The organism is Candidatus Clostridium eludens (assembly GCF_045310515.1).
GTDB classification, from domain to species: Bacteria; Bacillota; Clostridia; order Clostridiales; family Clostridiaceae; genus Clostridium_B; species Clostridium_B eludens.
On the sequence record NZ_JBJHZX010000005.1, the window covers coordinates 111,776 to 128,827 of the forward strand.

The 17,052-nt window shown below is 32.5% G+C and carries 17 protein-coding genes and 1 CRISPR repeat array; of the genes, 7 read left to right on the top strand and 10 right to left on the bottom strand.

Annotated features, from left to right (window positions below; translation table 11 throughout):
• Nucleotides 1-25: 25 nt before the first annotated feature.
• The 8 genes from ACJDU8_RS04935 to ACJDU8_RS04970 form a co-directional block, all read right to left on the bottom strand.
• The gene (locus tag ACJDU8_RS04935) at nt 26-1,282 is read right to left on the bottom strand and encodes a glutamate-5-semialdehyde dehydrogenase (RefSeq protein WP_406791042.1); all 1,257 of its coding nucleotides are present in this window, start codon (nt 1,280-1,282) and stop codon (nt 26-28) included.
• A gap of 68 nt (nt 1,283-1,350) precedes the next feature.
• Complete coding sequence (gene proB, locus ACJDU8_RS04940; protein ID WP_406791043.1) at nt 1,351-2,169, bottom strand: glutamate 5-kinase; 819 nt, start codon at nt 2,167-2,169, stop codon at nt 1,351-1,353.
• Between the two features lie 39 nt (nt 2,170-2,208).
• The gene (proC, locus tag ACJDU8_RS04945; protein WP_406791044.1) at nt 2,209-3,060 is read right to left on the bottom strand and encodes a pyrroline-5-carboxylate reductase; all 852 of its coding nucleotides are present in this window, start codon (nt 3,058-3,060) and stop codon (nt 2,209-2,211) included.
• Nucleotides 3,061-3,253: 193 nt separating this feature from the next.
• Complete coding sequence (locus tag ACJDU8_RS04950) at nt 3,254-4,390, bottom strand: ABC transporter substrate-binding protein (RefSeq protein ID WP_406791045.1); 1,137 nt, start codon at nt 4,388-4,390, stop codon at nt 3,254-3,256.
• A gap of 73 nt (nt 4,391-4,463) precedes the next feature.
• A complete protein-coding gene (locus ACJDU8_RS04955; RefSeq protein ID WP_406791046.1) occupies nt 4,464-5,165 on the bottom strand; it encodes an ABC transporter ATP-binding protein in 702 nt (233 codons plus the stop codon).
• Complete coding sequence (locus ACJDU8_RS04960; RefSeq protein WP_406791110.1) at nt 5,166-5,936, bottom strand: ABC transporter ATP-binding protein; 771 nt, start codon at nt 5,934-5,936, stop codon at nt 5,166-5,168. It abuts the gene before it with no gap.
• Nucleotides 5,923-6,897, bottom strand: coding sequence for a branched-chain amino acid ABC transporter permease (locus tag ACJDU8_RS04965; RefSeq protein ID WP_406791047.1), 975 nt, complete (start codon nt 6,895-6,897; stop codon nt 5,923-5,925). Before ACJDU8_RS04965 ends, ACJDU8_RS04960 begins: the two co-directional genes overlap by 14 nt.
• Before the next feature lie 13 nt (nt 6,898-6,910).
• Nucleotides 6,911-7,786: a branched-chain amino acid ABC transporter permease gene (locus tag ACJDU8_RS04970; protein WP_406791048.1), complete on the bottom strand. Its 876-nt coding sequence runs from the start codon at nt 7,784-7,786 to the stop codon at nt 6,911-6,913.
• A 341-nt stretch (nt 7,787-8,127) separates the two neighbouring features.
• Here ACJDU8_RS04970 and ACJDU8_RS04975 point away from each other — a divergent pair, with 341 nt between their 5' ends.
• From ACJDU8_RS04975 to ACJDU8_RS05005, 7 genes are all read left to right on the top strand, one after another.
• Nucleotides 8,128-9,003, top strand: coding sequence for an efflux RND transporter periplasmic adaptor subunit (locus tag ACJDU8_RS04975; protein WP_406791049.1), 876 nt, complete (start codon nt 8,128-8,130; stop codon nt 9,001-9,003).
• 27 nt (nt 9,004-9,030) lie between these two features.
• Nucleotides 9,031-9,723: an ABC transporter ATP-binding protein gene (locus tag ACJDU8_RS04980; RefSeq protein ID WP_406791111.1), complete on the top strand. Its 693-nt coding sequence runs from the start codon at nt 9,031-9,033 to the stop codon at nt 9,721-9,723.
• A gap of 14 nt (nt 9,724-9,737) precedes the next feature.
• Nucleotides 9,738-10,934, top strand: coding sequence for an ABC transporter permease (locus ACJDU8_RS04985; RefSeq protein WP_406791050.1), 1,197 nt, complete (start codon nt 9,738-9,740; stop codon nt 10,932-10,934).
• Between the two features lie 75 nt (nt 10,935-11,009).
• Nucleotides 11,010-12,488: a HAMP domain-containing sensor histidine kinase gene (locus ACJDU8_RS04990; protein WP_406791051.1), complete on the top strand. Its 1,479-nt coding sequence runs from the start codon at nt 11,010-11,012 to the stop codon at nt 12,486-12,488.
• A complete protein-coding gene (locus ACJDU8_RS04995; protein ID WP_406791052.1) occupies nt 12,485-13,177 on the top strand; it encodes a response regulator transcription factor in 693 nt (230 codons plus the stop codon). Before ACJDU8_RS04990 ends, ACJDU8_RS04995 begins: the two co-directional genes overlap by 4 nt.
• 246 nt (nt 13,178-13,423) lie before the next feature.
• Nucleotides 13,424-13,582: a hypothetical protein gene (locus ACJDU8_RS05000; RefSeq protein ID WP_406791053.1), complete on the top strand. Its 159-nt coding sequence runs from the start codon at nt 13,424-13,426 to the stop codon at nt 13,580-13,582.
• Nucleotides 13,583-13,596: 14 nt separating this feature from the next.
• Nucleotides 13,597-13,740: a hypothetical protein gene (locus ACJDU8_RS05005; protein WP_406791054.1), complete on the top strand. Its 144-nt coding sequence runs from the start codon at nt 13,597-13,599 to the stop codon at nt 13,738-13,740.
• A gap of 403 nt (nt 13,741-14,143) precedes the next feature.
• Nucleotides 14,144-15,556: direct repeats of the CRISPR family, unit length 30 nt; unit sequence ATTTAAATACAATTCTTGTTAAGGTTCAAC.
• 177 nt (nt 15,557-15,733) lie between these two features.
• Here ACJDU8_RS05005 and cas2 read toward each other — a convergent pair.
• Entirely contained in the window at nt 15,734-16,018 is a 285-nt protein-coding gene (gene cas2 / locus ACJDU8_RS05010) for a CRISPR-associated endonuclease Cas2 (RefSeq protein ID WP_406791055.1), read from the bottom strand.
• Nucleotides 16,019-16,033: 15 nt separating this feature from the next.
• The gene (gene cas1b, locus ACJDU8_RS05015) at nt 16,034-17,038 is read right to left on the bottom strand and encodes a type I-B CRISPR-associated endonuclease Cas1b (protein WP_406791056.1); all 1,005 of its coding nucleotides are present in this window, start codon (nt 17,036-17,038) and stop codon (nt 16,034-16,036) included.
• Between the last annotated feature and the right edge of the window lie 14 nt (nt 17,039-17,052).

A 17,052-nucleotide genomic window follows, 5' to 3' on the forward strand; every position in this document is an offset into this window, starting at 1 on the left:
TTTAGCAAATATATTATTTCAACATCTATTCTCGTATTTGCCCTTCACCATAAACTATATATTTCACAGTAGTCAATTCATTTAACCCCATAGGACCCCTGGTATGAAGCTTTTGGGTACTTATTCCTATTTCTGCACCAAAACCAAACTCTTCACCATCAGTAAATCTGGTAGATGCATTTACATATACAGCAGCTGCATCAACTTCCCTTAAAAACCTCTGGGATGAAGTATAATTGTTGGTTATTATAGCTTCTGAATGTTTCGTGCCATACTTATAAATATGATTTAGAGCTTCATCTAAAGAATCAACTACCTTTACAGCCAGAATCAAATCTAGAAACTCTTCTGCATAATCTTCCTCAGTAGCCAGCTTAATAGCTGGAATAAGTTTTTGGGTTCTTGCACATCCCCTTATTTCAACTCCCATTTTACTTAAAGTTTCACCTAGATGAGGTATAAAATTTTCTGCTGCATCTTTATGCACAAGCAGTGTCTCCATAGCGTTACAAACTCCAGGTCTCTGGGTTTTTGCATTTATCACTATGTTTTCTGCCATAGTTAAATCTGCACTGTCATCTACATAAACATGACAATTTCCTATTCCCGTTTCAATTACAGGCACAGTGGAATTTTCTACAACAGAATTTATAAGACCACTTCCCCCTCTTGGTATTAAAACATCCACATATTTATTCAACTTCATCAAAATTTCTACTGCTTTTCTTTCAGTTATGTCAATGAATTCAATAGAGCCTTCTGGAAGTCCTGCCTCAATTGCAGCCCTGCTTATGGTATTATATATGGCTAAATTGGAATTAACAGCCTCGCTTCCGCCTTTTAGAATAACTGAATTTCCACTTTTAAGACATAATGCTGCCGCATCTACTGTAACATTTGGTCTGGCTTCATAGATTATACCTATGGTACCCAGAGGCACTCTTACCTTTCCAATATTCAGGCCATTGGATTTTTTCCACATTTTCATAACTTCTCCTATAGGATCAGGGAGAGAAGCTACCTTAACAAGTCCTTGTGCCATAGAATTTATTCTTTCTTCATTTAAAGTTAATCTGTCTATAAAAGCATTGTTTTTTCCACTATTTTTGGCATTTTCTAGATCTAAAGCATTAGCCCTTAAGATACCCTCTTTATTATTTTTAAGTTCTTCTGCCATTTTTGTAAGAGCTTTATTTTTTATATCTGTACTTATATTAGATAATATCCTTGCTGCACTATTAGCTTTTTTAGCTTTTTCCAAAACAGAATTATATATATTCATTTATTTTCAGTAGAAACAACAAATAGTTCCTACCAAACCTCCTCTCCTTTTTTTATACTCCATACTTATTATTTACCTGAAGCAAATAAAGTTCCTATTTTTTTACAGGATACTATATCTTCTATCACATTATCTTGGGAGCCATTTGCTATTATCATAGACACTCCCGAGGATACAGCAATTTTAGCAGCCTTAATTTTAGTGCACATACCGCCAGTACCCAGTTCTCCCATAGAATCACCGCTGCAATTTTCAATATCCTCCGTAATACTATCAACATAACTTATCATTTTGGCATCTTTATCTATTCTAGGATCCGAACTATAAAGTCCATCAATATCCGAAAGTAGTATAAGTAAATCTGCTCCTATAGTTTTTGCAATTAAAGCAGACAATGTATCATTGTCTCCAAATTTTATTTCTTCTACTGCAACTGCATCGTTTTCATTAATTATAGGTATTACTCCCCGCTTTAAAAGTTCATTAAAAGTATTTTTGGCATGGGTACATTTCTCAGTATCATCTAAATCATTTTTAGTAAGCAGAAGCTGGGCAATTATTTTTCTATATGCTGCAAACTCCTTTTCATATATCCTAAGAAGTACCCCCTGTCCAATAGCTGCTGCTGCCTGTTTCTCACAAATATTTTTAGGTTTTCTGTCAAGCCCCATTTTTAAAACTCCTACACCAATGGCACCGGAAGTTACCAAAACCATATTTTTTCCCTGATCCTGCAAACGGCACATTTCTTTTACAATTTGTCTTATCCTATAAAAATTTACAACTCCATCTTCATTTATAAGTGTAGATGTGCCCACCTTTATTACAATTTTTTTAGCATTTAATAGATATTTTTCTCTTATATTAATCTTCTCTTCTATGTTCATTTTAAAGCTCCTATAAATATTATACATGTTCACTTTTTATTATTTATTGCTCTCTTGTTTTTTTCCCACCTCTTCCATACGCACTTTTCCTGCTTCAATGGCATTCATGATAGTTCCTCTAAAGGCTCCCTGCTCAAGTGCCCTAACTCCGGCAATAGTTGATCCCCCTGGAGAACAGACTTTATCTTTTAATCTCCCAGGATGCTCATCCATATCTAGAACCATCTTAGCTGACCCCATAACTGTCTGGGCCGCCAAGGTCTGAGCCATTTCACGAGGCAGTCCCAATTCCACGCCTCCATCTGCCATGGCTTCAATCAACATATATACATAGGCAGGTCCGCATCCGCTTATAGCGGTTATAGAGTCAATAAACTTCTCTTCTACCAAATAACTTACCCCTAACGCTTGAAACATACCATGTACTAGTTTAGCATGTTCCCCTGAAGCACTTTTTCCTGGTGCCACTCCTGAAGCCCCTACATTGACCAACATAGGAGTATTTGGCATAACTCTAACAACTGGTATTTTAGGTAAATACTCTTCTATAAGTGAAGTATTTATACCCCCTGTAATTGAAATCACAACCTGATTTTTTTCATTCCAATTACAATGCTTCATATACCCTAGTACATCCTTTAAAACCTGTGGTTTAATGCTTAAGACTACAATATCACAGTTATCTACTACATAACTATACGCTGTGTCTTTGTCGCTGCTTAAATGAGTTATTTTTAAATTTTCCTTTAAATACTGAAGCCTGGAATCTAAAATATCCATAACATATATATCATCCGGCTCAAACAATCCAGCTGTCAAAAATCCTCTAATTATACCTTCCCCCATTTGTCCTGTTCCAATAAATCCAATTTTCTTACCTAACTTACCCATACTTATCCTCCCAATATTATAGATTTCCACCAAAAGTATATAATAAACAACTTACAGCTTATAAGTATAAAGTATATATTATTTATAAAATTAATAAAAGGTCTTTATTCTAAATATATTGAATTTTTTCTATATAAAAAGTTGTGAACTTTAAAAGAATCAAACCTCTCTTTAAAGTTCACAACGCCGTCCATTACTGGCTTACTTTTCTTACAAATACCTGTTTTTGGTTTTCTATCTTTATTACATCTCCACCCATAATGGCATTTCTGTTGCTGTCATATTTAGTCTTTCCTGCCACACCTTCAAAATCGATATTTTTCAGGGCATCTCTTATTTTACTGCCTTCTGTGCTGTCCGCTTTTTTGATAGCTTCTATTAACAAGCTGCCCGCATTATAAGAGCTGGCTGCAATTGCATCAGGAGTTTTACCATATTTCTTTTCATAGCCCTGTCTAAACTTTATATATCCTGGTGTTGTATCACCTGTAGAGAAGAAATTACTAAAATAACTTCCGTTAACTGAAGTTCCTCCAATGTCAAACAAAGCTGGTGAGTCCCATCCATCTCCTCCAATAAAAGTAGAAGTTATTCCTAAATCTCTTGCCTGCTTTGCTATTAAGGCCACTGTACCGTAATAGTCAGGTAGAATCAGTACATCTGGATTAAGTTTCTTTATATTGGTAAGCTGAGCACTAAAATCCTGGTCACCTGCATTAAATGTAGCTGAAGTCAATACTTTTCCACCCAATTTTTTAAAGTTAGTTGTGAAAAATTCATTAAGTCCCTTATCATAATCATTTCCTACGTCATAAAGTACGGCTGCTGTTTTAGCTTTTAAATCCTCAGCTGCTATTTTTGCAATAATTGTTCCCTGGAAGGTATCATTGAATGTTGAAGTAAATACATAATCTCCCCCATTTTTCGTTACCTTTGGACTGGTACTTACGGATATCATTGGAACTTCATTTGATGTGGCAATAGGTCCCATACTTATAGAGCACTTGCTGGCATAACTTCCCACTACACCTACAACCTTGTCACTATTGATAAGTTTTTGTATGGCATTTGCGGAATTAGAAGGTTTGTTTTCATCATCTTCAAAAGAAAATTTAACTTTCTTACCGTTAATGCCTCCGTTTGCATTAGTTTCCTCTTCCAGCATTTGCAGTGCATTTTTACATGATTGACCCATGGCAGACACATCTCCCGTAAGTGGGAAAACTGCCCCTAATTTTATCTCTTGTGAATCAGATTTTTGTCCGCAGCCTGCTAATAATACAGTTGCTAACAAAAAAGTCAATGATATTGACAAAACTTTTTTTAACATCTATAAGATCCCCCTTAAAAATTTTTATGAATTAAGTTTGTTTAATTCCAAAACAACTTTATCATAATATATGTTACCCAAGATAGGCACTTTTTACAGATTCATTAACAAGTAATTCTCCCGAACTTCCTTCGAGAACTATTCTGCCTGTCTCCAAAACATAGGCTCTACTTGCTACAGAAAGTGCCATATTAGCATTTTGCTCAACCAATAAAATAGTAGTACCACTTTGGTTGATTTCCTTTATTATATTAAATATCTGTTGAACTATTATAGGTGCAAGTCCCATAGACGGCTCGTCCATAAGCAGCAGTTGGGGCTTTACCATAAGTGCCCTAGCTATTGCCAGCATTTGCTGTTCCCCGCCGCTTAAAGTACCTGCAGGCTGGTTTTTCCTCTCCTCCAATATGGGAAATATATCAAATATGGTTTCATAATCCTTTTTTATACCTTCTTTATCTTTTCGTATGTAGGCCCCCAGCTGCAAATTTTCAATTACAGTTAAATTTGAAAACACCCTCCTGCCTTCTAAAACATGTGAAATTCCCCTGGAGACTATTTTATAGGCTGGAACCTTATTTAAAGACTTTCCTTTAAATATAACTTCTCCTGACTTACATGGGTTTAGTCCTGATATTGCCCTTAAAATTGATGTTTTTCCTGCACCGTTAGCCCCTATTAATGTAACTATTTCTCCTTCACTTACTTCTAGAGATATGTCCTTCAGTGCATGGATTGCACCATAATATAAATTTATATTATTAAGTTTTAACATCTATATTTTAACCTCCCCTCCCAGATATGCACTTATAACCTTAGGATTTTTTCTTATTTCCTCAGGAGTTCCTTCTGCAATCATCTGGCCGTGGTCTAGAACTACCAGTCTTTCACATATCCCCATAACCAGTTTCATGTCATGCTCAATTAAAAGTATTGAGATTTTAAATTCATCTCTTATCCATTTAATAAGCTTCATTAAACTCAAAGTTTCCTGTGGGTTCATACCTGCTGCCGGTTCATCTAGAAGTAATACTTTAGGTTCCGTAGCAAGCGCCCTGACTATTTCAAGTTTTCGCTGCTGTCCGTAGGGCAGGTTCACTGCTAGCTCATCTTTTTTGTCCAGCAGTCCGAATACCTTTAATAACTTTTCTGCATTTTTATCCATATGCTTTTCTTCTCTATAATAACTTGGTACTCTTAAAATACATTGAAAAAAATTATATTTATTCAAGTGTGCAAATGAAATTTTCACATTATCGATTACAGACATATGCTTGAATAGCCTTATATTCTGGAAAGTACGTGCTACATGCTTTCGGGCCAGTTCATGAGGTTTTAAGTTACTAACTTTTTTATCTAAAATCTCTATGTGCCCACCCGTAGGCTGATATACCCCCGTAAGCATATTAAAAACAGTGGTTTTTCCTGCCCCATTTGGACCTATTAATCCAACAATTTCATTTTCATAAATATCTAAATTGAAATCTGAAACAGCTGTCAAACCACCAAACTTTATTGTCAGATTCCTGACGCTAAGCAGGGACATCATACTTCCCTCCCTTTTTAAACAATATTTTTCTTTTTATAAAATTAATAATTCTCTTGAAGGAAATTTCCTTCATACCAAATACACCCTCTGGTCTGAATATCATAAGAAGAACAAGAGCTGCGGAATATATAACCATTCTGTAGTTAGCCACAGGTCTTAAAATTTCAGGCAGTGAAGTCAGTATAGTTGTAGATAGAATACACCCTGATATGCTTCCCATTCCCCCAAATACTACATAAGTAACTATGTCAAATGATTTCAAGTAGTCAAACGATTTAGGATCTAAAAACATAAAATAATGAGCATATAATCCCCCTGCTATACCTGCAAAAAAAGATGCGGTAACAAAGGCTATCATTTTATATTTAGTAGTATTTATACCTACAGAACTTGAGGCAAGTTCATCCTCTCTTATAGACAACATTGCACGTCCGTAGGAAGATTTTTTTATATTATAGGCAACTATTATAATAAAAACTGTAATAAAAAACACCGTTGCAAAGCTGGTTTTTTTAGGTATCCCTGCCAGTCCTTCAGCTCCGCCCAGGGTATTTGAATTTACTATGGCAATCCTTATTATCTCCCCAAATCCCAGGGTTGTTATAGCCAAGTAGTCCCCCTTTAATCTCAGTGTCGGAATTCCTATGAGCAGTCCAAACAATGCTGCCACTGCTCCACCCATTATTAATACCACAAAGAAAGGTAACCCTAACTTTAAAGTTAAAATAGCAGCAGTATACCCGCCTACAGACATGAATCCTGCATGTCCTAAAGCCAGCTGACCTGTATATCCAAGTACCATATTTAAACTTACTGCCAATATTATATTTATCCCTATAACAATTAATATCTGAACTATGTACCCATCTATCATGTCTAGACTTACCAGCGTTTGTACTACACCAAATACTATCAATACCGGAATCAATATTAATAATATATTTTTCCTATACTTCATATTAAAACCCCACCTACACTTTCTCGTTAACTTTTTTACCAAGTAATCCACTAGGCTTAAATATAAGTATAATTATTAATATAATATAAGCTATACCATCTGAAAGTCTTGTAGATATAAATGCCTTGGTAAATATTTCTGATACTCCAAGTACAATTCCACCAACCATAGCTCCCGGAATAAGTCCTATACCGCCTACAACTGCCGCTATAAAAGCTTTAAGTCCCGGTATCATTCCCATATAGGGGTCTATCTTTGGATATGACATGCCTATAAGCACTCCTGCAGCTGCAGCCAGTGCTGAACCTATGGCAAAAGTTAAAGATATAGTGTTGTTTACATTTATACCCATGAGTGCTGTGGCCTCTGTATCAAAAGATGCTGCCCTCATGGCTTTTCCAACTTTTGTTTTATAGACAATAATCTGCAGCAAAATAACTAATATAAAACAAACCAATAAAGTGGCAATTTGCAGATTATTTATCTGGAAATCCCCTATTTTATAAAGTTTTACCTTTAAAAGTTCAGGAAATGGCCTGGGATTTGGTCCAAATATAACTCTAAAACCGTTCTCAAGCAAAAGTGATATTCCCATAGATGTAATGAACAAAGTTATCCTGGATGAATTTCTAAGGGGCTTATATGCAATTTTTTCAATTATTATTCCCAAAAGCGCACTCCCCAGCATGGCTATTACAAGGGTAGGTATAAATCCCACATTTAGATTTTTAACCGCTAAAAACCCAAAAAAAGCCCCTGCCATATATATATCTCCATGTGCAAAATTCATGAGTTTTACTATACCATAAACCATGGTATACCCAATTGCTATTAAAGCATAAACACCTCCAAGTGCCAGTCCATTAACTAATTGCTGAGCAAAATTCATAATATGCCTCCTGTATGAAAAGTTATATCTATAGTCATTAAATAAATTTTTACATTTTCTATAAATAAACGATTAATTATGAACTAATTATATATTATATTTGGGGTATAATCAAGAATACTACCAAACAAAACATTATTCCTTAATAAACCGTCAACATTTTTACCGTTTTTTTGATGATAACTTAAAATATTTTTCCATAATAACCCTTTCGTCTAACAAAAAAATGTGCCCAGGTTAAAATTTTAGTGTTATTTTAGAAATATTTAAGAATTGATTAAGCCATATTTTATATTTGACCTATACAATAAATCCATAATATTAAGAGGAGGTAATTGCTCATGAAAAAGAAAATAATTACCATAATTATATCAGCAGCTGTCATTGGAAGTATAATAGGATTATCGGTTATGACAAAAAACAAGAATCAATATATTCCAGTAAAAATTGCGGCAGCTACAAAAGGAGATATACAGGAATATCTGTCAACAACAGCATTGATCGAATCTCAGGACGTTAAACAATATTATGCCTCGCAAGCAAAAATTGATAAAGTAAATGTAAAAGTGGGAGATGCCGTAAAAGAAGGAGATGTTTTAGTAACTTATGATTCACAGGACTTAAATACTTCTCCAAAACAAACTATAAGCAATATAGTTGCGGATAGAGCTGGCGTAGTCACATCCGTAAATGCTGTTGAAGGGAGCATAGGAAACCAGCAGCAGGCTGCCTTAGTCACTGAAAATCTTGAAAATTTAAAAGCTGTACTTTCTGTGAGCAAATATGATGCCAATAAAATTAAATTAAATCAGAATGCAATTATTAGTAGTAATGGTAATGAGTATCACGGTATAGTTTCTTATATTGCTCCAATAGCCCAAAGTTCTCAAAATTTAAACTCAGGTGACGCAACCCTTGAAGTAGATGTCACCATAACAGATAAAAGCCCCCAACTTAAAATTGGTTTTGACACAGATATAAATATTTTGTTAAATGAAGTTAAAAATGTACTAAAAGTGCCGGTAGAAAGTATTAAAACAGATAAAACAGGAAAAAGCGTTGTTTATATTGTAAAGAATAATAAAGCTGTTGAAAGTGCAGTTAAGGTAGGAATCCAATCCGATACTGAAGCTCAAATAACAGATGGCGTGGAGCTTGGTGAAAAAGTTATTCTTAACCCAACTGATGAAATTCAAAATGGGACTTTAGTAAAATAGGGGGAATACTATATGAGCAGTGTAAGCATAGTTAATGTAAATAACATAGTAAAAAGTTATCAAAGCGGATCTATTAATTTTAAAGCATTAAAAGGTGTAAGTCTTGAAATAGTCAAAGGAGAATTTACATCTATAATGGGAGCTTCAGGTTCAGGTAAATCAACCTTTATGAATATATTAGGTTGTCTTGACCGTATGAGTGAAGGGAAGTACTTACTAAATGGTAAAGATGTATCAAAACTCGATGATGATAAGCTTGCTTATATACGCAATAAAGAAATTGGATTCGTATTTCAAGCCTTCAACCTGCTGCCTAGAATATCAATATTAGAAAATGTAGAACTTCCTATGATTTATGCTGGCATTCCAGCGAAAATAAGAAGAGAAAAGGCATTAAGAGCTTTGGAGAAAGTAGGCCTTGGTGATAGGCTCAATCATAAATCCAATGAAATTTCAGGTGGTGAAAAACAGAGAGTTGCAATAGCAAGAGCTATAGTTAATGAACCTATAATAATAATGGCAGATGAACCAACGGGAAATTTAGATACAAAGTCTACCTTTGATATTATGAAAATATTTCAAGATTTAAATGATGATGCTTCCACCATTATAATGGTTACCCACGAACCGGATGTGGCACAATATACTAAAAGAATTGTTAGATTTAAAGACGGAGAAATTATAGAAGACAAAAATGTAGAAAATAGAATAAGACTATAGGAAGGAGAAAAATTATGAACTTTATAGAAAATTTTAAAATGTCTTTAGAAAGTATAAAAGCAAATAAAATGCGTTCCTTCCTTACTATGCTCGGAATAATTATAGGAATAAGTTCAGTTATAACAATTGTATCTTTAGGCAGTGGTGGAAAGAACAGTATTACTGGTTCCTTCGAAAAAATGGGAGCAAATAATATAAATATCACAGTAAATAATAATAACGTACAGGGAAACGATTATATAACTTTAAAAGACATAGAAACCATAAAAACTAAAGTTGATACTGTAAAATATATAAGTCCTCTGCTGCAGGAAAAAGGAAGCGTTTCCTCTCAAGACAAATCAGAATCAGCCAATGTAACTGGCTGTAACCAAGATTACAGCCAGATAAATAATAGTACTATACTTTATGGAAGATTTTTCAGTGAAAGCGAAGTGCTAAATAATAAGGCTGTTGCACTCATAGATGAAAAATCAGCTAAGGATTTGTTTGGTTATTCCGATGCAGTTGGCAAAACCATTAAGGTGGGTTCGGAAACTTCACGGAAAGACGTAAAAATAATTGGGGTAGTAGAATCTCAGTCTATAAGGCCAGCAGCAGATACAGCTTCTGTAATACTTCCCATTACATTTTTGCAAAATTTATATCCAGATACCAATAAGATATCTTCTTTAATCTTAAAAGCTGATACCAAGGAAGATGGAACCTTGGCAGCAAACAGCTCCATAAATATATTAGAAAGCAGACATAACAATAAAGGCAAAAATGTATATGATGCAGAAAATATGATGGATAAGCTATCGCAAGTTGATAATATTTTGAATATATTTACCATGTTCATTACCGCCGTGGCAGCTATATCTCTTTTAGTAGGAGGCATAGGAGTTATGAATATTATGCTTGTATCAGTAACTGAGAGAACAAAAGAAATCGGAATAAGAAAAGCAATAGGTGCTACCACAAAAATCATACTTATTCAGTTTTTAACTGAATCCTCAATTGTATCTCTAATTGGTGGAATCCTTGGTATGGTAATAGGCTTTATAGCCTCTCAGTTAATAGGTCTGGTAATAGGTGTAACTCCAACTATCTCTGTAGTTACAGTCCTGGGAGTAATTTTATTTTCAGCTGCCATAGGTATATTCTTTGGAATTTATCCAGCAAAGAAAGCAGCAAATTTAGATCCAATTGATGCATTAAGATATGAATAGATATTCTAAGAGGAGTGTACGCTATAATGAGAATAGATTCTTCCTGAAAAGGTTGTAAAAAGGAAGTGAATAATTATGTCTATTAAGATGCGTTTAAAACTTTCTTATATTGCAATGTTAATAATACCCTTTGTTCTTATCATAGCATTAAATAATATATTTATATCATATATTGAAGGAAATACAAGGGATACAATAATAGGCAGAACAGTAAAGGATAAGATTAGTTTTTACAATCAAGTGATTTCATCAAATAATGTATTTATAAAAAAAGTAAATAAACAAATTCTACAAAACTCAGATGAACTTTTAGATACTAAGTATCTTCAGCAATTAGAAAAAAGTATAGGGTTAAATCATACCGGCATTGTATTAAGAAAAAATAAATCAATAATTTATTCCTCAGACTATATAAAAAAGGATTTAAATACACTATTATTGCCTCCCTTTGACTCAGACACAACAACGCCATCAAATAACAGCTGGCATAATAAAACTCTAATTATTTTAGGAGAGCAGTATTTTTATTTCAAAGATGGCAGCCAGGGAAGTATATTTTATATATTAGATGTAGGAGCCTTTAATAAATTTATTAGAAAAGATACTATCATTTTAATTATATGTATCCTATTTATATTAACTTTTACTAATGGATTACTGACTTATTTAATATCAAGAAGTATTATTAAACCCTTAAAAGAACTTGAAAATGCTGCAAATGAAATAGAACAGGGTAATTTAGATTATAAAATGAATGTCTGTTCCAAGGATGAAATAGGCGAAGTGTGTAAATCATTTGAAAAAATGAGATCCCGCCTCAGGGAATCCTTAGAAATACAGCAGCAATATGAAAAAAATAGGAAAGAATTAATTTCAAATATATCTCATGATTTAAAAACTCCCATTACTTCCATAAAAGGATACATTGAAGGAATTAGAGATGGAATAGCTGATACACCTGACAAAATGAACAAATACATTAATACCATATATACAAAAGCAAACTATATGGATAACTTAATTGATGATTTGTTTTTATTTTCCAAACTTGATTTAAATAGAGTATTATTTGATTTTCAAATAGTGGATATAAGAAATTATATAAAAGATTGCGTTGAAGAAATTAATTTTGATTTAGATAAGGATATAGAGCTAACTTTAAATATTCCAGAAGATCCTATTATGGTTAAGGTTGATGTACAAAAGCTTAATAGAGTAATTATGAATATAGTTGGCAATTCAATAAAATACAAAACCCTTAGAAAGTTAAAAATAAATATAACTGTTAAAGATAAAAATGCTTATACAATTATAGAGATAAAAGACAATGGCAGAGGAATTTCAGAAGAAGGTTTACCATATATATTTGATAGATTTTTTAGAGCTGACACTTCAAGAGAAACAACAAGTGGCGGAAGTGGATTAGGACTTGCAATAGTTAAAAAGATAATTGAAGAACATGGAGGACAAATATGGGCCCACAGCAGCTTAAATGAAGGAACTACTATTTTCTTTACACTAAAGAAACATACAAATAGAGGTGATTTAGCATGAAAAAAATCTTAATAATAGAGGATGATATAAGCATTGCAGAACTTGAAAGGGATTATCTTGAGATTAATGGTTATTCTGTAGATATGGAAAATAGCGGAGACATGGGACTGCTTAAAGCTAAACAAAAAGACTTTGATTTAATTATTTTAGATCTTATGCTTCCTAATGTAGATGGTTTTGAAATATGTAGAAATCTCCGTAGTGAAAAGAATATACCAATACTTATGGTTTCAGCAAGAAAAGAAGATATTGACAAAATAAGAGGGCTTGGCTTAGGGGCAGATGATTATATAACAAAGCCTTTTAGCCCAAGTGAATTGGTAGCAAGAGTTAAAGCACATATTTCAAGGTATGAAAGGCTAGTTGACCACAATAAAAAAAATGCCAGTGATATAATAAAAATTAGAGGTATATCTATAGATAAGACCTCAAGAAAGGTTTATGTAAATGGAAATGAAGTTGAATTTACCCTAAAGGAATTTGATCTCCTGTTACTTTTAGCTAGTAACCCTAATAGAGTATTTTCAAAGGAAGAGCTATTTGAAAGGATATGGGGACTTGAATCCACAGGCGATATTCCAACGGTAACTGTTCACATAAGAAAGTTAAGAGAAAAAATTGAATTTGATGCATCAAACCCCAAGTATATTGAGACTATTTGGGGCATAGGATACAGATTTGAAGCATAATATCATATAAAATGGGAGGAAGTGACAACATAAGTCAATATTGTTATCACTTCTATTTTATTATATCACCTCTATTTGCTATTACTTATAGTTTAGCATAAAAATCAGCTTTGAGGAAAACCTATATCATGAGAAATGATTATGCAAAATAAAAAGAAAGATAGTAGATTGAAAAAGCATATAAATCTAATGTATGGTGAAATTTAAAATTGCAGAAGAAATACTAGTTAGAGGAGTGATTAGGTGATGGAATCGCATAAAAATAAAGGTTTCCATGAAAAGGCCATGGAAAAAGCTAAAGATTTACTTAATAAGGGCATAGGTATGGAAGAAATAAAAGAAGTTACAGGACTTACTGAACACGATATTACTAAAGCTCGAAAAAAAATGGAAGGGAAAATTTAGAAAGGAGTTCATTCATGAGTGATAAATTAGATAAAAAAAAGAAAAAGGCTAAAGAAATGCTTATTCAAGGTGAAACTAATAAAGAAATTAAAGCAGAAACTGGATTAAGACCTAAAACAGTAGGAAGAATACAAAAAGAAATCACAAAACATTTCTAATTTATCCGATCGCTACCATTGCTAACACCCCCATCTTCTATCAAAGTGGGGGATAAGCACTGCTACGCGCCTGGATAAGTTCTTCCCCTAAAGGATAACGTATTTTAAGTGCTAAAGACACTAAGAATACTGTTAATAAGGTTCAGCTGGAGAGAGTTATTCTTATAAGCAAACTCCATCTGGACCTAAGAATCACTTGATGTTTATAATTTTCTTGTAAGTAACTATCTATAAATAAATGTCTTTTAAACATGAAGTAGATTAAGCTGCTTCATGTTTCTATCACAAGCACAAGAAAGCAGTTAATTTCAACAAACTTTTAATATTATTTTAATTAAATCTGATAACATTTTCCCTAAGGAATCTGAACTTATCTTAATAATCTAAAAATTACTTTATTTTAATTTAAATATAATTCTTGTTAAGGTTCAACTTAATTCCTAATACTCCTACTTGCAATCTTACTCTATTTAAATACAATTCTTGTTAAGGTTCAACTTTCCAGAGCCATCGATGAATTAATTACAGTATACAAATTTAAATACAATTCTTGTTAAGGTTCAACCTTAATAGTTTTTATGGTACAGATTACTTACCTCAATTTAAATACAATTCTTGTTAAGGTTCAACGAGCATAATCATACCAAAGAAAGACAGGTAAAAGGTAATTTAAATACAATTCTTGTTAAGGTTCAACGCGTCAGCACCTCCTAAATCATAACCAGCCATACGCATTTAAATACAATTCTTGTTAAGGTTCAACTATTAGGATCTATATTCCTGATGAATGCAGTAGTTATTTAAATACAATTCTTGTTAAGGTTCAACTAATAAAAATGCTGTAGGCTGGGGTCAAACATATAAATTTAAATACAATTCTTGTTAAGGTTCAACATAGAAAGAGAAATATTAAATACCAATAATAAACCATTTAAATACAATTCTTGTTAAGGTTCAACTAGTTGTATTACCCATAACATCTGTTCTTTTAATACATTTAAATACAATTCTTGTTAAGGTTCAACAGGGAATTTATATCTTCTCATCCCGGAAGGTGCAAGATTTAAATACAATTCTTGTTAAGGTTCAACTTCACTTCCAGCAGGAGGTAATAAAATAGGAAAAAGATTTAAATACAATTCTTGTTAAGGTTCAACCTTATGCCTAACAGAACCTTTCTTTATAAATCTAAATTTAAATACAATTCTTGTTAAGGTTCAACAATAAAATCTTTCTATATGTTAAGCCTGTCTGAAGCATTTAAATACAATTCTTGTTAAGGTTCAACGATTGTAAGAAAATATTTTCATAAGGTGTGATACCAATTTAAATACAATTCTTGTTAAGGTTCAACTACCCCTCCTTAAAGGAGGTTGCACAATGGCAAGAAATTTAAATACAATTCTTGTTAAGGTTCAACGCGTCAGGCATGTGGGCTTGAAAAATTAATTAAATGATTTAAATACAATTCTTGTTAAGGTTCAACAAAACCAACAGTAACAGTTATAGGAGGTTCAGTCGAATTTAAATACAATTCTTGTTAAGGTTCAACTGTACATGTTTATTTTCCTCAATTACATAAGCATTTTATTTAAATACAATTCTTGTTAAGGTTCAACTTGTTTTTATTCAAAAGCCTGTTAAGGCAGGTTAATTTAAATACAATTCTTGTTAAGGTTCAACTATTTATGGTCTTAAGTTGGCTCTGAAGTCTTTTGAATTTAAATACAATTCTTGTTAAGGTTCAACACAGCTATAATAAAACACAAAACATCAGAAAAACCAGATTTAAATACAATTCTTGTTAAGGTTCAACTAATGTAAAATAGCCATTCTTTATTTTTATTATATTACTTAAACACTCATATATAAAGACTTTCATTAAAACTTTTCCAACCGATTTTCATCTTTATAAAATGTATATAAAAAGTGGCGTAATATTATAAATTTCAATGTATCATACCACATCAGCCGTATTATGAGGTTGGAAAAATCAAAGTATTAAATTTTCCGTATTCTTCTCATTTATACCTAAAGTTTCCTCATCAAAACAACTGTCATTTATAAGCTTTATAATTGTAACAAAGTCCTTATCCTGCACAATCTTGTTTAATTCACTTTTTAATTTTATAAGCTTAGACGGAGTTATGGCCCCTCTAAAAACAGAATTTTGATGATGATGAAAATATTTTTTACATATTTTAAAAACTTTATTAACCCTTTTCTCATTCACATCATAAAATACAAATGCATAGTTGAAATTAAAATTCTTCACCACAAAAGCTCCTCCCTGCTACATCATGCTCTTCAAATTAAAAGGAATAAATTCCTCTCCCTCCACTACATGCTTTATAAGTTTATGTCCATCCAATCTTATGGCTGTGATATAACTTGTTTTTCGCTTCAATTTCTTATGGTAAAAAACATCTTCAAATCTTTGCTCAATAGCTTGTACAAATATCATTTTCCCTTTTTCATTTAAAAGACAATAATTATATTTTTTATCGAAGTGTTTATTCACCTGAATTTGCTTTGTATTTACCAATTCAAAAATTGTCCTGTAAACTATGACTGGCTTAAAGACCTCAGATAAATCAAGACTTAAAGAAAATCTCCCTTCAGAGGGTTCGTGTAAATAGCTTATAGTCTGATTTAGATGGGTATTATAAATTTGAGATACAGTTTTAGAATATAAAATAGAATTTCCAAAGGATATAAGTGCATTTATAGGATTATCAGGCGGTCTTTTTATTCTTTTATTAAGTACGAAGTCCTCTGGTAAAATATATTTGAAGTTTTCATAAAATCTTTGCCATATCTCACCTTCAATTCTCAATATATGTTTTATACCTAGATTATCATGCTTCATATATTCAGGTAATTTTATTTTTATCCAATCAAGGGTGGAACGAACTTCTTTCTTATCATGTCTGTAATAATGATACAGTACCTCATATATATTATCCGCTATACCCTGAACAAATGATTTAGCTATATTATTCCTATTATTAGAAAAAGCTTCCACCTGTTTTATAATGACTCTTCCGCTCACAAGATTCTCCTTTGGATAGAAAGTTCCACTGTAATACCCGTAATAATTAAAGAAATGAATTACTATTCCCGCTTTTGCAGCAAAATCAAGAAATTTACTATTTACAGTAATTTCATTCATACAGTATAGTTCCCTTACAGCTTCTACCGGAAGATAGGAGTTCCCCTTATCATTATGAAATACAATAGAGTTATCTTTCCTTTTAAGCTCTCCCATACTCATCAAATATTTAACACCTCTGGCCATTTACTTCACCCTCT

What these genes read in the sequence shown, in the direction of transcription:
- ACJDU8_RS04950 (WP_406791045.1), bottom strand. Translation starts at nt 4,390, where the DNA reads ATGTTAAAAAAAGTTTTGTCAATATCATTGACTTTTTTGTTAGCAACT.
- ACJDU8_RS04965 (WP_406791047.1), bottom strand. Translation starts at nt 6,897, where the DNA reads ATGAAGTATAGGAAAAATATATTATTAATATTGATTCCGGTATTGATA.
- proC (WP_406791044.1), bottom strand. Translation starts at nt 3,060, where the DNA reads ATGGGTAAGTTAGGTAAGAAAATTGGATTTATTGGAACAGGACAAATG.
- ACJDU8_RS05005 (WP_406791054.1), top strand. Translation starts at nt 13,597, where the DNA reads ATGAGTGATAAATTAGATAAAAAAAAGAAAAAGGCTAAAGAAATGCTT.
- cas1b (WP_406791056.1), bottom strand. Translation starts at nt 17,038, where the DNA reads ATGGCCAGAGGTGTTAAATATTTGATGAGTATGGGAGAGCTTAAAAGG.
- proB (WP_406791043.1), bottom strand. Translation starts at nt 2,169, where the DNA reads ATGAACATAGAAGAGAAGATTAATATAAGAGAAAAATATCTATTAAAT.
- ACJDU8_RS05000 (WP_406791053.1), top strand. Translation starts at nt 13,424, where the DNA reads ATGGAATCGCATAAAAATAAAGGTTTCCATGAAAAGGCCATGGAAAAA.
- ACJDU8_RS04955 (WP_406791046.1), bottom strand. Translation starts at nt 5,165, where the DNA reads ATGTTAAAACTTAATAATATAAATTTATATTATGGTGCAATCCATGCA.
- ACJDU8_RS04985 (WP_406791050.1), top strand. Translation starts at nt 9,738, where the DNA reads ATGAACTTTATAGAAAATTTTAAAATGTCTTTAGAAAGTATAAAAGCA.
- ACJDU8_RS04970 (WP_406791048.1), bottom strand. Translation starts at nt 7,786, where the DNA reads ATGAATTTTGCTCAGCAATTAGTTAATGGACTGGCACTTGGAGGTGTT.
- ACJDU8_RS04990 (WP_406791051.1), top strand. Translation starts at nt 11,010, where the DNA reads ATGTCTATTAAGATGCGTTTAAAACTTTCTTATATTGCAATGTTAATA.
- ACJDU8_RS04960 (WP_406791110.1), bottom strand. Translation starts at nt 5,936, where the DNA reads ATGTCCCTGCTTAGCGTCAGGAATCTGACAATAAAGTTTGGTGGTTTG.
- ACJDU8_RS04935 (WP_406791042.1), bottom strand. Translation starts at nt 1,282, where the DNA reads ATGAATATATATAATTCTGTTTTGGAAAAAGCTAAAAAAGCTAATAGT.
- ACJDU8_RS04975 (WP_406791049.1), top strand. Translation starts at nt 8,128, where the DNA reads ATGAAAAAGAAAATAATTACCATAATTATATCAGCAGCTGTCATTGGA.
- ACJDU8_RS04995 (WP_406791052.1), top strand. Translation starts at nt 12,485, where the DNA reads ATGAAAAAAATCTTAATAATAGAGGATGATATAAGCATTGCAGAACTT.